We start from the raw sequence: 13,213 nt of genomic DNA, 5'->3' as shown, positions 1-13,213 counted from the left end.
CGGGTCGCCGAGCACCACCATTCGGCAATCCGGACATGAAAAAGGGCGCCCGAAGGCGCCCTGATCCAGTGTCTGTCCCCTCCGGGAAGAAGGGGAGGAGCCGTGACTCAGCGGGTCGTGGCGGAAGCCTGGCGCACCCGAGCGGCCGGAGTGGCCTGCCGCGTGCGGTTCGCCGGCGCCGAGGCGCGACGGGTGGAGGTCGCGGCAGCCGGCGTCGCCGGGCAGTCCGGGCGGCCGTGCGGGTTGGACAGGTTGTTGGCCTTGGCCACTTCCGCCAGACCGGTCTCGGTCGGGGCCGCGATCGCCGCCTGCAGCATCGGGCGGGCATTGGCGCAGAAGTTCGTGCCCTGGCGGATGCCGTCCTGGGACTGCGCGTTGGCCAGGTTGGTGATGTAACCGTCCACCGCCTTCTGCCCCCCGGCACGGCGATAGCTGGTCGAGATGGTGCGGAAGGCGCCGCCCAGCTCACGCGAGTGGCGCGTCACGAAGGCGTTGTACAGGTCCTGCTCACCGCAGGCGAGCGCCACCACCATCACCTGGCTCTGCAGGGCGCGGACGTCGAAGGCCGCCCTTTCGGCAGGCTGCAGGCAGGCGGTCTGGGCAAAGGCGGGCACGGCAGACCCAACAAGGGCAGCAGCCAGGCCGGCAAAGAGGAAGCGAGACGGCATCATCGCGGCCGATAACTCCGAACGGTTGGATCGGGAGCAAACCCCCTTGCCCCCTGGTCGAGCCTATACGCTGCCTTCGAGAGCTTTGCCCAGCAAGAACGAAGCCGGGCTACATACGATTACACAACGGGTTGCGGCCCGTTGCGGAAATGCCATGCGAACTCGCATCAGGCCGCCCGCCGCCTTTGTAGCCTTCCTAACCGCGCCATCTGCCGGTCGAGGAAGTCCAGCGTCGCGCTCGCCCCGTCGGAGTCGTCGGCCATCCAGTACGCGAGAACCGAGCCGTAGAGCGCGGCCAAGGTCGCGCGGCGCGTGTACCAGGAGAAGTCGGCGGAAGTGTCGCCGGCCGCGTACCAGATTGCGCTGGCCGTGCGCGCCGCGGTGCGCGCGGCAGCCCGGGCGTTCCAGGGCAGCGCCAGCACGGCCAGCCCCCGGCGCACCGCTTCCTTGTGCGGCGCTGCCTGTTGCAGCCGCAGGGCGATCAGGTTGCGCACCGCGGCCGACACCTTGCCCGGCACCGGCGGGGCAGCGGCCGCCATGTCGCGGTCGGCCAGGTCGCACCAGGCTTCCAGCGCGCTCACCGGCCCGGCCGGAAAGAGCCATTCCGCCGCCTCGGCCGGCTCGCCGAGGTCGCGCAGCCCGGCTGCCAGGGCTGCGCGCGTCCAGCCAAGCGCCGCCACGTGCGGCAGGGCCGCCCGCAGCGCCGCGTCGCGCTCCGGGCTGCGTTCAATGTCCAGGCTCAATGCTCATTCTCCGCCGCCGGCCGGGCCGCCGCCGCAGCGCGGGCCAGCTCTTCGTTGAAGCCCAGCAGCGACAGGTCGGTCATCCGCATCGGGTACATCACGCCTTCGAGGTGGTCGTATTCATGTTGCAGGACGCGCGCGCCCAGTGCCTCCGCCTCGCCGGCCAGGGCTTCCCCATCCAACCCCACGGCGCGCCAGCTGACCCGGCGCGCCCGCATCACGCTGCCCCGCAGGCCGGGAATGGACAGGCAGCCCTCCCAGCCAGGCTCTACCGCCTCGCCCAGGGGTTCCACCACCGGGTTGATCAGCGCCCGCCCGCCCTCGCCTTCCCGCACCACGAAGAGGCGCAGCGGCACATGGACCTGCGGCGCCGCGAGGCCGAGGCCGCTGGCGTCCAGCATGGTCTCGATCATGTCCTCGGCCAGTCGCCGGATCTCCGGCGCGGTCGGGTCCGGCACGGGGTCCGCGTGCCGAAGCAGCACCGGGTGCCCCATTCGCGCGATCTTGAGGATGGCCATACGGGGGCTCCGAGGGATGTGCTCCCATTTAGCCCCCGCGCCTCCGTTCGGAAGGGCTTTCCTCGCGTCGGCAGAACGTGGTATCGGCGCCGCTCCTGAAGACCGGGCGAATCGCCCGTGCTTCGGCACATCTTCGATTTTTCCCCATTCGAACCCAGGAGGACCGAGCCGCGTGCAGGTCGTCGTTCGTGACAACAATGTCGATCAGGCCCTCAAGGCGCTGAAGAAGAAGCTCCAGCGCGAGGGCGTGTTCCGCGAGATGAAGCTCCGCCGGCATTACGAGAAGCCCTCCGAGCGCCGCGCCCGCGAGGCCGCCGAGGCTGTTCGCCGGGCCCGCAAGGTGGAGCGCAAGCGCCTGGAGCGCGAGGGCTTCTGAGGCCCCTCTCCTTCCCCTTTCGGGAAGGAGCGAGACCCGAGATCAGGAACGCCGCGGCACGGGACCACCCGTGAACCGCGGTTTTTCTGTTGCCGTGTCCCCTGCCATGCATGTGGGGAAAGGCACGCGGCTTGCTGGCTGGGACGCAAAATTCCCACCGGATCCGCCATGCCCCGACACATCTGCCCTATTCCGCGCCGCAGCCTATTGCTGGGCGCGCTCGCCCTGCCGGCCCTCGCCCGTGCCGCGGCCTCTCCCACGGTCGCGGCCCTGTTCGCGGGCCGGATCGATGATGGCGGCTTCATGCAGGCGGGCTTCCAGGGCCTGACCTCCGCCCGAGAGCGGCTGGGCGTGCGGATCAGCCTGACGCAGGGCATCCGCCCCGAGGCGCCGCTGCTGGCTGCCGCGCTGCGGGAACTGGCCACTGCCGGACCGGACCTCGTGGTGGCGCATGGTGGGCAGAACAACGCCGCCGCGGCCGAGGTCGCCGCGGCGTTCCCAGGGCTGCGCTTCGTGGTGACGCAGGGCCAGGTCACCGGCACCAACCTGTCCAGCTACGAGGTGCTGCAGGAGCATTCCGCCTTTCTGGCAGGCGTGCTCGCCGCGCTGACGACGCGGACGGGGGTGGTCGGGCACATGTCCGGCATCCGCGTCACCCCCGGGCTGAAAGGGCGCGCGGCTTATGCGCATGGCGTGCGACACGGCAACCCCGCCGTGCGGCTGCTGACCAATTTCTCCGGCAACCAGGACGACAACGCCCTGTCGAACCGCAACGCCCTGGCCATGATGGCGGCCGGTGCGGACGTGGTGTTCACCATGCTGAATGCGGGGCGCGACGGCGTGACGGAAGCCTGCCGCAGCCAGGGCCGGTGGCAGATCGGTAATGTCCGGGACTGGGTGGCGGTGGACCCCGCGGTGTTCCTGGGTTCGGCGGTGGCGGATTCCGGCTTGGCGCTGTTCAACGCCGTGCGCGACGTGGCGGAGGACCGCTTCGTGCCCGGCACCATCCGGCAGATCGGGCTGGAACAGCCCGATGCGGTGCGGCTGACCCTGGCGCCACAGGTGCCGCCCGCGATCCGGGCCCGGCTCGATGCCGTGGCGGCGGAGATCGTGGCGAAGCGGCTGGAAGTTCCGACGGAATGGTCGGGCAAGGAATTCCCCAACGCCTGAGCGGGCGGGAGAACCCGAGGGCGAGCCGCGCCGCCCCCGGGATGCAGGTGCTACTTCTGCAGCGCCTGCACGATCTGCTGGGTGACCTTCTTGGCGTCGCCGAACAGCATCATGGTGTTGTCGCGAAAGAACAGCTCGTTCTCCACGCCGGCATAGCCGGACGCCATGCCCCGCTTGACGAAGAACACGGTCTTGGCGCGCTCCACGTCCAGGATCGGCATGCCGTAGATGGCCGAGGACTTGTCGGTCTTGGCCGCCGGGTTGGTGACGTCATTGGCCCCGATCACGTAGGCCACGTCGGCCTGGGCGAATTCGGGGTTGATCTCCTCCAGCTCGTGCACCTCGTCATAGGGCACGTTGGCCTCGGCCAGCAGCACGTTCATGTGGCCGGGCATGCGGCCGGCCACGGGGTGGATGGCGTACTCGACCTCCGCCCCTTCCTTTTTCAGCAGGTCCGCCATCTCGCGCACCACCTGCTGCGCCTGCGCCACCGCCATGCCGTAGCCCGGCACGATGATGATCTTGGACGCATTCTTCATGATGTAGGCGGCATCCTCCGGCGAGCCGGACTTCACCGGCCGCGCCGGCTGCGCCGCCCCCCCGGCGCCGGCCGCCGCGGCGGGCGCACCGCCGAAGCCGCCGAGCAGCACGTTGATGATCGAGCGGTTCATGCCCTTGCACATGATGTAGCTCAGGATGGCGCCCGAAGCGCCCACCAGCGCGCCGGTGACGATCAGCAGCAGGTTGCCGATGGTGAAGCCGATGCCCGCCGCCGCCCAGCCGGAATAGCTGTTCAGCATGGACACCACGACGGGCATGTCGGCGCCGCCGATCGGGATGATCAGCAGGAAGCCCAGCGCGAAGGCCAGGATGGCGATCAGCCAGAACAGCAGCGCGTTGCCGGTCACCACGAAGGAGATGATCAGCACCAGCAGCAGGATGCCCAGGCCGAGGTTCAACTGGTGCTGCTGCGGAAAGGTGATGGGCGCGCCGGACATGGTGCCCTGCAGCTTGGCAAAGGCGATCACCGAGCCGGAAAAGGTCACTGCGCCGATGGCCAGACCCAGCGACATTTCCACCAGCGACTGTGTGTGGATGTCGCCCGGCACGCCGATGCCGAAAGACTGCGGTGCGTAGAAGGCGGCGGCCGCGACGCAAACGGCGGCCAGGCCCACCAGCGAGTGGAAGGCCGCCACCAGCTGCGGCAGCGCCGTCATCTGGATGCGGTTCGCGAGATAGGCGCCGACGCCACCGCCGATCACGAGGCCTGCCAGCACGATCACGATGCCGCCGGTCTGCATCCCCGGCTGCGCCAGGGTCGCCACCACGGCGATCGCCATGCCGATCATGCCGTAGAGGTTGCCGCGGCGGCTGGTCTCGGGGTGGCTCAGCCCGCGCAGCGCCAGGATGAACAGCACCGACGCGACGAGGTAGGCGAAGGTCGAGAGGGAGTGGATCATGGCGCGTGCTCAGCCCTTGCGCCGGAACATCGACAGCATGCGTCGCGTCACCAGGAAGCCGCCGAAGATGTTCACCGAGGCGAGCGTGACCGCCAGGAAGCCGAAGACCTTGGCGGCGATGCTGTCGCCCAGCCCGGTGGCCAGGATGGCGCCCACCACGATCACGGAGGAGATGGCGTTGGTGACGCCCATCAGCGGCGAGTGCAGCGCCGGCGTCACGTTCCACACCACGTAGTAGCCGACGAAGCAGGCGAGCAGGAAGATCATCAGCAGGAGCAGGAAGGGCTCCGCCGCCGCGGCGCCGTGCTGCACCGTCTCCAGCATCGCCGGCACGTGCTGGTCGGCTAGGGCGCGGGCTTCGCGGGCGAGCGCGATGGCGCGGTTGGCCGTGGCCTCCGCCTGGTTGGCGAGATCGGTCGGGTTCATGGTCGCTGTTCTCTTCAGGCGGCCGCGGGGGTGGGGGCGAGTTGCGGATGCACGACGCGGCCGCCGCGCGTCAGGGTGACGCCGCGGACGATCTCGTCGTCTTCCGGGAATTTCGGCGCCGCGGCGTCCTTGTCCCAGTAGGTCGTCAGGAAGGTCAGCAGGTTGCGGGCGTAGAGGGCGCTGGCCGAGGCCGGGATGCGGCCGGGCCAGTTGCGGTAGCCCAGGACCTTCACGCCGTTGGCGGTGGTGGTCATCTCGCCCGGCACGGTGGCGGCGCAGTTGCCGCCCGCATCGGCGGCGATGTCCACCACCACGGAACCGGGCTTCATGGCGGCCACCATGGCTTCGGTCAGCAGGATCGGCGCGCGGCGGCCCTGCACCAGCGCGGTGCAGATCACCACGTCGGCCTTGGCCGCGGCGGCCCCCACCACCTCCGCCTGCTTGCGCAGGTAGGCCTCGCTCATCGCCTTGGCGTAGCCGCCGGCGGTCTGGGCGGCGGCGGTTTCCTCGTCCTCCACGCCTACGAAGGCGGCGCCGAGCGACTTGATCTCCTCCTTGGCCGCTGGCCGCACGTCCGAAGCCGACACCCGCCCGCCCAGCCGGCGCGCGGTGGCGATGGCCTGCAGCCCCGCCACGCCCGCGCCCAGCACCAGCACCACCGCGGCGGGAATAGTGCCGGCGGCGGTCATCAGCATGGGGAAGCCGCGGTCATAGGCGGCGGCACCCTCGATCACCGCGCGATAGCCGGCCAGGTTCGCCTGGGAGGAGAGCACGTCCATGCTCTGCGCCCGGGTAATGCGCGGCAGCAGCTCCATGGAACAGGCGGTGAGGTTGCGGGCGGCGTAACCCTGGGCGCGCTCGGGAACGGACAGGCCGTCCAGGATGCCGATCACCGTGGCCCCCTCGGGGATCAGCGCCAGCTCGTCCAGCTCGCCCTCGCCGGTGGCCAGGGGCGCACGCACCTTCATCACCATCCCCGCCCCGGCCAGGGCCGCGCGGGCATCGGGGGCGATCTCCACGCCCGCCTCGGCGAAGGCGCCGTCGGGGATGCCGGCGGCCAGTCCCGCCCCGGTTTCCACCACGACGGTGTTGCCGAGCGCGATCAGCTTCTTCGCCGTGTCCGGCGTCGCCGCCACGCGGGTTTCCCCGCTCCTGCGTTCCTTGAGTACCGCGAGGCGCATCCTGTCCCTTCCCCCGACACTTCGATGCCGTGTCGCAATGCACCATGACGGCGGCCGGAAGCGCCAGCAAGGCGGCGCTCGCGCGGGGTGGCCCGGCCGTGACAGAATGGGCGCATGTTGTTCCATGAGATCGCCGGCCCCGCCCCCGGCAGCGACGGCCCCGTGGCGCTGGCCATCAGCCAGCCCTCGCATGCCTGGATTTCCGGCCAGTTGCTGCGCGCCTGGGCCGATCCGGTGTCGCCCGCGGTGCTGCTGGCGGCGGAACAGCACGATGTCGGCTGGCTGGACTGGGAAACAGAACCGAGCTTCGACCCCGAGACGGGCCGCCCGCACCTGTTCCGCGCGATCGGCGCCCGGGTGCACGCCCCCATGTGGGCGCGCGGCGTGGAGCGGGCGCTGGGCGCCTGGGGCAGCCGCGTGGCGCTGCTGGTGTCGCGCCATGGCGGGCTGATCTACACGCGCTACACCGACCGCCACCGCGTGGCGCCGGAGGATGCGGCGGCCGCCGACTGGTTCCTGGAAACGCAGCGCCCGATGCAGGCGGCCTGGGCCTGCGCGCTGGGGCTGGACGCGGCGGAGGTGGACCGCGACGCGGCGCTGGTGGCGGCCTCCGACACGCTGTCCCTGGCCCTGTGCGGCGAGTTGCGCACCCCGGTCGAGGTGCCGGCACCGGACGCGAGCGGTACGATGCGGACGCTGCATCTGGCCGCGGCGGATGACACTGCCACCCGCTTCACCCTGTCGCCCTGGCCCTTTGTGGGCGGATCGCTGGAAGTCTGCTGCGAAGCCCGCCCGATCCCTGCCCCCGGCCGGTTCGCGGATGAGGACGCTATGCGGCACTGGCTTCGCTCACCCGAGCGGGCGGTCTTTCGGGTGAAGCTGACGCCGGGCTGACACCCGATACGCACCGTCCCCGCCCGGCTGGCCCCCTCACCGAGGCCCGCCGCGCCTAGACGGCGACCGCTCCGGCAGCCGGCACGCCGGCGCGGGCCAGCGCTTCGGCCTGGCGGGCGGCGAGTTCCGCCTCATCGAAGCCTTCCACCATCTCCTTGAACAGCCGGTGCCAGTTCACCCGTGCCCGCAGGCGCAGGAAGACGCTGCCCAGCCCCACCGTGGCGCGGTCCATCAACACGAACTCTCGCGGCGGGCGGACGCCGCCGGTGCGCTTGAGGCCGGCATGCACCTCCTCGGCAACCTTGCGGCCGTAGAGCGGGTCGTTGGTTTCCTGGATGGGCCGCTCGCGGTCCTCCATCAGCGGCTCATGGACGAAGCGGGCCCACTTCATCAGCACGTCCATGGTGTCGCGCTTGAGGTCGCGGAAACCCCATTTCTCGAAGGCATGGGCGGCCTTGTCGTCGTCGCCGCTCTCGATCGCCTCGAACAGCATCACCGTGCCGCCCACGAAGCGCGGCTCGAAGACGCGGATCGTGCCGAAGTCCAGCAGGTTGATGCCACGGTCGTCGGGGCGAACCTGGTAATTGCCCAGGTGCGGGTCGCCGTGGATCACGCCGTAGCGGTAGAAGGGCACGTACCAGGCGCGGAACAGCGTGCGCGCATAGGCGTTGCGTTCGTCCTGGGAGGGGTCTTCCTCGATACGCTGCTGGATGGCGCGGCCATCCAGCCAGTTCATGGTCAGCAGTCGCTTGGTGGTCAGTTCCGGCACCGGCGAAGGCACCCGGACACCCTCCACATTCTCCAGCATGAGGCCGTAGAGGCGCATCTGCGCGGCCTCGCGCTCGTAGTCGAGCTCCTCGCGCAGACGGTCGCGCAACTCGTCGTAGATGTCGCCGCCCTGAATGGAACTGTCCATGCGCGCGTAGAGACCCATCGCCAGCTTCAGCTGCCGCAGGTCGGCTTCCACCACCGTGGGCATGTCGGGGTATTGCAGCTTGCAGGCGACCTGCCGCCCGTCCGGCAGGGTGGCGCGATGCACCTGCCCCAGCGAGGCCGCCGCCGCCGCTTCCTGCCCGAAGGTCTTGAAGCGGGACTGCCAGGCCGGGCCGAGCTCGCTCGCCATGCGGCGGCGCACGAAGGGCCAGCCCATGGGCGGCGCGTTGGACTGCAGGGTGGCAAGCTCGCGCGCATATTCCTCCGGCAGCGCGTCGGGGATGGTGGAGAGCATCTGCGCCACCTTCATCATCGGGCCCTTCAGCCCGCCAAGGATGGCCTTAAGGTCCTCCGCATGCGCGGCCTTGTCGGTCTTGATGCCCAGGAAGCGCTGCCCCGCCACCCGCGCGGCGATGCCGCCCACTGCGCCGGAGGTGCGCGCCATGCGGCGGAACTCGCCGAAGAGGTTGGCCTTCTCGTCGCTCATGCGCGCGGCTCCGACGCCGGCACCGGCGCTTCCAACTCGTCGATGAAGCCCGCGATCACGTCGAGGCCCTTGGTCCAGAAGGCCGGGTCCGAGGCATCCAGCCCGAAGGGGGCCAGCAGCTCCTTGTGCCGCAGCGTGCCGCCGGCGCGAAGCAGGTCGAGGTACTTCGCCTGGAAGTCCGGCACCGCGCCGGACTGGTAGACGCCGTAGAGCGCGTTCACCAGGCAATCCCCGAAAGCGTAGGCGTAGACGTAGAAGGGCGAGTGCACGAAGTGCGGGATATAGGCCCAGTACACGGAATAATCGGGCGTGAACTCGAAGGCCGGGCCGAGGCTTTCCGTCTGCACCTGCATCCACAGCTCGCCGATGCGCTCGGCGGAAAGCTCGCCGTTGCGGCGTTCGTCGTGCAGCAGCGTTTCGAAGCGGAAGAAAGCGATCTGGCGGACCACCGTGTTCAGCATGTCCTCCACCTTGCCGGCCAGCAGCATGCGGCGACGGGCGGGATCGGTCTCGGCGTCGAGCACGGCGCGGAAGGTCAGCATCTCGCCGAAGACGCTGGCGGTTTCGGCCAGGGTCAGCGGCGTGCCGGAACGCAGGTAGCCCTGCTTGCTCGCCAGCACCTGGTGCACGCCGTGGCCCAACTCATGCGCCAGCGTCATCACGTCGCGCGACTTGCCGTGGTAGTTCAGCAGCAGGTACGGGTGGACGGACGGCACCGTGGGGTGCGCGAAGGCGCCGGAGGCCTTGCCCGGACGTGGCGGCACGTCGATCCAGGGATGGTCGAAGAAGCGCTGCCCGACCGCGGCCAGTTCCGGCGAGAAGGAACCGTAGGCCTCCAGCACGCGGGTGCGGGCTTCCGGCCAGGGGATGGTGCGGTCCTCCTCCTGCGGCAGCGGCGCGTTGCGGTCCCAGTGCTGCATCTTCTCCAGCCCCAGCCACTTCGCCTTCATCGCGTAGTAGCGGTGGCTGAGCCGGGGATAGGCGTCGCGCACGGCCTGCACCAGCGCGTCCACCACCTCGTCCTCGACCATGTTGGCGCGGTTGCGCGACGATCCCGGGCGCGGGTAGTGGCGCCAATTGTCGATGATCTCCTTGTCCTTGGCCAAGGTGTTGGTGATCAGCGAGAAGAGCCGCACCCGGTCGCCGAAGGCGGCCGAGACGCCCTTGGCGGCAGCCTCGCGCACCGCGCGGTCCTTGTCGGAAAACTTGTTCAGCGCGTCCGACACCGTCAGGTCCTGGTCACCGACGCGCACGGTCATCGCCGCCACCGTCTCGTCGAACAGGCGGTTCCAGGCGGAGCGGCCGGTGACCTCCTTTTCGTGCAGCAGCTTCTCCATCTCGTCGGACAGCTGGTGCGGGCGGAACACGCGCAGGTCGCGCAGCCAGGACGCCCAGCGTCCCAGCGCCGGCGAGGCGGCGAGCTTGCCGTCCAGCTCCGCATCCTCCAGCCGGTTCAGTTCGAGCGTGAGGAACAACATGTGGCTGCCGATCCGCGTCGCCCGTTCCTGCATGGTCTGGTAGAAGCGGCCGTTCTCCGGATTGGTGGCATCGCCGGAGAAGAGCAGCTGGGCGAAGCTGAGCACGCGGCCCAGCACCTCCTCCACCCGCTCGAAGCGCTCGATCGCGGCAGCCAGGGCATCGCCGCTCAGGGAAGCGACGCGGCCGGCGGTGGCGGCCTCGAAGGCCACCGCCTCGGCCTCGGCGGCATCCAGGTCGGCGGCGAGGCGCGGGTCGGTCGTGCCGGCGTAAAGGTCGGACAGGTCCCAGACCGGCAAGGCGCCGGCCTCGCCCGCCGCACCCGCCCGCCCCGCCGTGTCGTGCACCTGGTCGCCGGGGGAAAACGCGGCCGGGGAGTTGCCGGCGGGGGCGAAGCCGGGGCAGGTCGGGTGGTTCATGAGGGTGCTGGTACCTTCGGGACGAAGATTCGGTGTTGTGCTGGATATATGGGCGCAGCGATCCGGACCAAGGTGGAAAGCTGGGGGACACGACGGGATGAACGGTGTGTGGAACAGCCTGCCCGGCATGCTGCTGGAACTGGCGGTGCAGCGCGGCGACCGGCCGATGCTGCGCCACTGGGCGGCAGGCGGCTGGCAGCGCACGAGCTGGGCGCAGTTCGCCGCCGCCGTGACCGCCGTGGCGACGGGGCTGCGGGCCCGCGGCATTTCCCCCGGCGACCGCGTCGTGCTGGTCAGCGAGAGCCGGCCGGAATTCCCCATCGCCGACGCCGCGCTGATGGCGATCGGCGCGGTCAGCGTGCCGACCTACACCACCAACACGGTGGCCGACCACGCCCATATCCTGCGCGACAGCGGGGCACGGGCGGCCATCGTGTCGGGCGGCAAGCTGGCCGCCCGCGTGACGGAGGCGGCCGGGCCCGAGGGGCTGGAGCTGGTGGTCACCATGGACGGCAGCGACCTTCCCGGCGCGGTGTCCTGGGCCGAGCTGACCGCGGAAGCGGGCGACCTCGACCTGCTGCGGGCGGAGGTGGAGCAGATCCCGCCGGGGCGGCTGGCCTGCCTGATCTACACCTCCGGCACGGGCGGCAAGCCCAAGGGCGTGATGCTGCCGCACCGCGCCATGCTGGCCAACCAGCGCGGCCTGGCGGAGGTGCTGACGCGGCTGCACCTGGACGGCGAGGCCTACCTGAGCTTCCTGCCGCTAAGCCACGCCTACGAGCACACGGTGGGCAATTTCCTGCTGCCCTCCCTGGGCATGGAGGTGGTGTACAGCCGCGGCGCCGACCGTCTGGCCGCTGAGCTGAAGGACGTGGAGCCCGCCCTGGTCACCGCCGTGCCGCGGCTGTTCGAGGTGCTGCGCGCCCGCATCCTGGCCGGGCTGGACAAGGAGAAGCCCTGGAAGCGCAAGCTGTTCGACCGCGCCGTGGCGCTGGGCCTGCGCCGCCTGGACGGGCCGCGGCTGAACCCGGTCGAGTGGCTGGAGGACCGGCTGCTGGACCGCCTCGTGCGACGCACGGTGCGGGAACGCTTCGGGTCCCGGCTGGTGGCGCTGGTGTCCGGCGGCGCGCGGCTGGACCCGGAACTGAGCGGCTTCTTCCTGGCGCTGGGCGTGCCGGTGCTGCAGGGCTACGGCCAGACCGAGGCCGGGCCGGTGGTGTCGGTGAACCTGCCCTGGGACAATCACCGCCGCACCGTCGGCCACCCCCTGCCCGGCGTGCAGGCCCGCATCGCCGCCGACGGCGAACTGCTGGTGGCGGGCGAGCTGGTAATGGACGGCTACTGGAACGACCCGGCCAACACCGCCACGGCGCTGCAGGCCGATGCCGCGGGCGTGCCGTGGCTGCACACCGGCGACGTGGCGACGATCGAGGACGGCCGCATCGTCATCCGCGACCGCAAGAAGGACTTCATCAAGACGATCGGCGGCGACATGGTCAGCCCCGCCAAGCTGGAAGGCCTGCTGATGGCGGAGCCGGAGATCACCCACGCCGTGGTGGCGGGGGAAGGCCGGCCCTCGGTCGTGGCGCTGGTGGTGCCGGCGGAGGGCGCCGACCCCGGCCGCGCGGTGGATCGGGTCAATGCCCGGCTGTCCGGCATTGAGCGGCTGCGGAAATGGCGGGCGGTGGACGCCTTCACCGTGGAGAACGGGTTGCTGACGCCGACCATGAAGGTGAAGCGGCGGGCGGTGCTGGAACACCACGCCCGGACGGTGGACGGGCTGTACTGAGCACCCCGCCGCGCGGGGCGGGACTGAGCACCGCGCGGAGCGGGTTCGCCTTACTTCCTTACGACCTTACTTCCTTACCCGGTCCCCTCGCGGACCGGCGGCTGCCCCAATCAAGTCGTTGGTTCGACACAAAAATCCGGACGCGGCTCCGGCGCAATCTGACATTATTCCTACAATCTGCCATGCCCCGAGGTCAAGCGAAGCGGGGGCGTCAGTCCTCGCCCTCCGGCCGGCTGCGGCCGGCCTTGACCCCGGCGCGGCGGGTCTTGCCGTCCAGCCGCCGCAGCTGCGACCCGCGGGTGGGGCGCGTCGGGCGGCGGGTGGGCGGCGGCGGGGTGGCGGCCTCGCGGATCAGCGCCACCAGCCGCTCCAGCGCGTCGGCGCGGTTGCGCTCGCGCGTGCGGTGTCGCTGGGCGGTGATGACGATCTCGCCCTCGGCGGTCAGGCGGCGCCCGGCCAGGGTTTCCAGCCGCTGCCGCACGGCGTCGCCCAGGCTGGGGGAATGCCGGACGTCGAAGCGCAGCTGCACCGCGCTCTCCACCTTCCGCACGTTCTGGCCGCCGGGGCCGGAGGCGCGCAGGAAGCTCTCGGACACTTCGCGCTCGTCGATCGCGATCCGGGGGGTGATCGGGATCAGCGCCACGGCGCGCCTCCTCCGCGCGCCGCGCGGTTC

General features: G+C 70.7%; 13 protein-coding genes. 4 read left to right on the top strand and 9 right to left on the bottom strand.

The window, feature by feature from the left end; genetic code table 11:
• Positions 1-107: 107 nt before the first annotated feature.
• The 3 genes from ACLIBK_RS07785 to def form a co-directional block, all read right to left on the bottom strand.
• Positions 108-671: a hypothetical protein gene (locus ACLIBK_RS07785; protein ID WP_415386668.1), complete on the bottom strand. Its 564-nt coding sequence runs from the start codon at positions 669-671 to the stop codon at positions 108-110.
• 164 nt (positions 672-835) lie between these two features.
• Complete coding sequence (locus ACLIBK_RS07780) at positions 836-1,411, bottom strand: COQ9 family protein (RefSeq protein WP_415386667.1); 576 nt, start codon at positions 1,409-1,411, stop codon at positions 836-838.
• Positions 1,408-1,929: a peptide deformylase gene (def, locus tag ACLIBK_RS07775; protein ID WP_415386666.1), complete on the bottom strand. Its 522-nt coding sequence runs from the start codon at positions 1,927-1,929 to the stop codon at positions 1,408-1,410. The genes ACLIBK_RS07780 and def overlap by 4 nt, the downstream gene beginning before the upstream one ends.
• Positions 1,930-2,101: 172 nt before the next feature.
• Between def and rpsU the strand changes: the two genes are divergently transcribed.
• Together rpsU and ACLIBK_RS07765 are read left to right on the top strand one after the other, a co-directional pair.
• Positions 2,102-2,305, top strand: coding sequence for a 30S ribosomal protein S21 (rpsU, locus tag ACLIBK_RS07770; RefSeq protein WP_019459559.1), 204 nt, complete (start codon positions 2,102-2,104; stop codon positions 2,303-2,305).
• Between the two features lie 168 nt (positions 2,306-2,473).
• On the top strand, positions 2,474-3,475 hold the full coding sequence (locus ACLIBK_RS07765) for a BMP family protein (protein WP_415386665.1): 1,002 nt from the start codon (positions 2,474-2,476) through the stop codon (positions 3,473-3,475).
• Between the two features lie 50 nt (positions 3,476-3,525).
• Here ACLIBK_RS07765 and ACLIBK_RS07760 read toward each other — a convergent pair whose 3' ends face one another.
• From ACLIBK_RS07760 to ACLIBK_RS07750, 3 genes are read right to left on the bottom strand one after another with little or no spacing between them, the layout of a single operon-like run.
• A complete protein-coding gene (locus ACLIBK_RS07760) occupies positions 3,526-4,935 on the bottom strand; it encodes an NAD(P)(+) transhydrogenase (Re/Si-specific) subunit beta (RefSeq protein WP_415386664.1) in 1,410 nt (469 codons plus the stop codon).
• A 9-nt stretch (positions 4,936-4,944) separates the two neighbouring features.
• Entirely contained in the window at positions 4,945-5,361 is a 417-nt protein-coding gene (locus ACLIBK_RS07755; RefSeq protein ID WP_415386663.1) for an NAD(P) transhydrogenase subunit alpha, read from the bottom strand.
• Positions 5,362-5,375: 14 nt separating this feature from the next.
• Positions 5,376-6,542, bottom strand: a complete 1,167-nt coding sequence (locus tag ACLIBK_RS07750; protein WP_415386662.1) for a Re/Si-specific NAD(P)(+) transhydrogenase subunit alpha — start codon at positions 6,540-6,542, stop codon at positions 5,376-5,378.
• A 114-nt stretch (positions 6,543-6,656) separates the two neighbouring features.
• On the opposite strand from ACLIBK_RS07750, the gene ACLIBK_RS07745 reads away from it, so the two are divergent.
• Positions 6,657-7,436 (top strand): DUF3891 family protein, encoded by a 780-nt coding sequence (locus ACLIBK_RS07745; RefSeq protein ID WP_415386661.1) that lies wholly within the window; start codon positions 6,657-6,659, stop codon positions 7,434-7,436.
• A 55-nt stretch (positions 7,437-7,491) separates the two neighbouring features.
• Here ACLIBK_RS07745 and ACLIBK_RS07740 read toward each other — a convergent pair whose 3' ends face one another.
• Both ACLIBK_RS07740 and ACLIBK_RS07735 read right to left on the bottom strand, forming a co-directional pair.
• A complete protein-coding gene (locus ACLIBK_RS07740) occupies positions 7,492-8,856 on the bottom strand; it encodes an ABC1 kinase family protein (RefSeq protein WP_415386660.1) in 1,365 nt (454 codons plus the stop codon).
• Entirely contained in the window at positions 8,853-10,751 is a 1,899-nt protein-coding gene (locus ACLIBK_RS07735; protein WP_415386659.1) for a M3 family oligoendopeptidase, read from the bottom strand. The genes ACLIBK_RS07740 and ACLIBK_RS07735 overlap by 4 nt, the downstream gene beginning before the upstream one ends.
• A 97-nt stretch (positions 10,752-10,848) precedes the next feature.
• Between ACLIBK_RS07735 and ACLIBK_RS07730 the strand changes: the two genes are divergently transcribed.
• Positions 10,849-12,540 (top strand): AMP-dependent synthetase/ligase, encoded by a 1,692-nt coding sequence (locus ACLIBK_RS07730; RefSeq protein ID WP_415386658.1) that lies wholly within the window; start codon positions 10,849-10,851, stop codon positions 12,538-12,540.
• A 211-nt stretch (positions 12,541-12,751) separates the two neighbouring features.
• On the opposite strand, the gene arfB is transcribed toward ACLIBK_RS07730, so the two are convergent.
• Complete coding sequence (gene arfB, locus ACLIBK_RS07725) at positions 12,752-13,183, bottom strand: alternative ribosome rescue aminoacyl-tRNA hydrolase ArfB (protein WP_415386657.1); 432 nt, start codon at positions 13,181-13,183, stop codon at positions 12,752-12,754.
• Between the last annotated feature and the right edge of the window lie 30 nt (positions 13,184-13,213).

Origin of the sequence: Roseomonas sp. BN140053 (genome assembly GCF_047690175.1) — a bacterium.
Taxonomy (GTDB): domain Bacteria; phylum Pseudomonadota; class Alphaproteobacteria; order Acetobacterales; family Acetobacteraceae; genus Roseomonas.
Note: the sequence above shows the minus strand (reverse complement) of the source record. Positions and strands in the feature narration are given on the sequence as shown.

Excerpts from the sequence above, each read along its gene's own strand:
- def (WP_415386666.1), bottom strand. The coding sequence starts at position 1,929 with ATGGCCATCCTCAAGATCGCGCGAATGGGGCACCCGGTGCTGCTTCGG.
- ACLIBK_RS07760 (WP_415386664.1), bottom strand. The coding sequence starts at position 4,935 with ATGATCCACTCCCTCTCGACCTTCGCCTACCTCGTCGCGTCGGTGCTG.
- ACLIBK_RS07750 (WP_415386662.1), bottom strand. The coding sequence starts at position 6,542 with ATGCGCCTCGCGGTACTCAAGGAACGCAGGAGCGGGGAAACCCGCGTG.
- ACLIBK_RS07730 (WP_415386658.1), top strand. The coding sequence starts at position 10,849 with ATGAACGGTGTGTGGAACAGCCTGCCCGGCATGCTGCTGGAACTGGCG.
- ACLIBK_RS07735 (WP_415386659.1), bottom strand. The coding sequence starts at position 10,751 with ATGAACCACCCGACCTGCCCCGGCTTCGCCCCCGCCGGCAACTCCCCG.
- ACLIBK_RS07765 (WP_415386665.1), top strand. The coding sequence starts at position 2,474 with ATGCCCCGACACATCTGCCCTATTCCGCGCCGCAGCCTATTGCTGGGC.
- ACLIBK_RS07785 (WP_415386668.1), bottom strand. The coding sequence starts at position 671 with ATGATGCCGTCTCGCTTCCTCTTTGCCGGCCTGGCTGCTGCCCTTGTT.
- ACLIBK_RS07740 (WP_415386660.1), bottom strand. The coding sequence starts at position 8,856 with ATGAGCGACGAGAAGGCCAACCTCTTCGGCGAGTTCCGCCGCATGGCG.
- ACLIBK_RS07755 (WP_415386663.1), bottom strand. The coding sequence starts at position 5,361 with ATGAACCCGACCGATCTCGCCAACCAGGCGGAGGCCACGGCCAACCGC.
- ACLIBK_RS07745 (WP_415386661.1), top strand. The coding sequence starts at position 6,657 with ATGTTGTTCCATGAGATCGCCGGCCCCGCCCCCGGCAGCGACGGCCCC.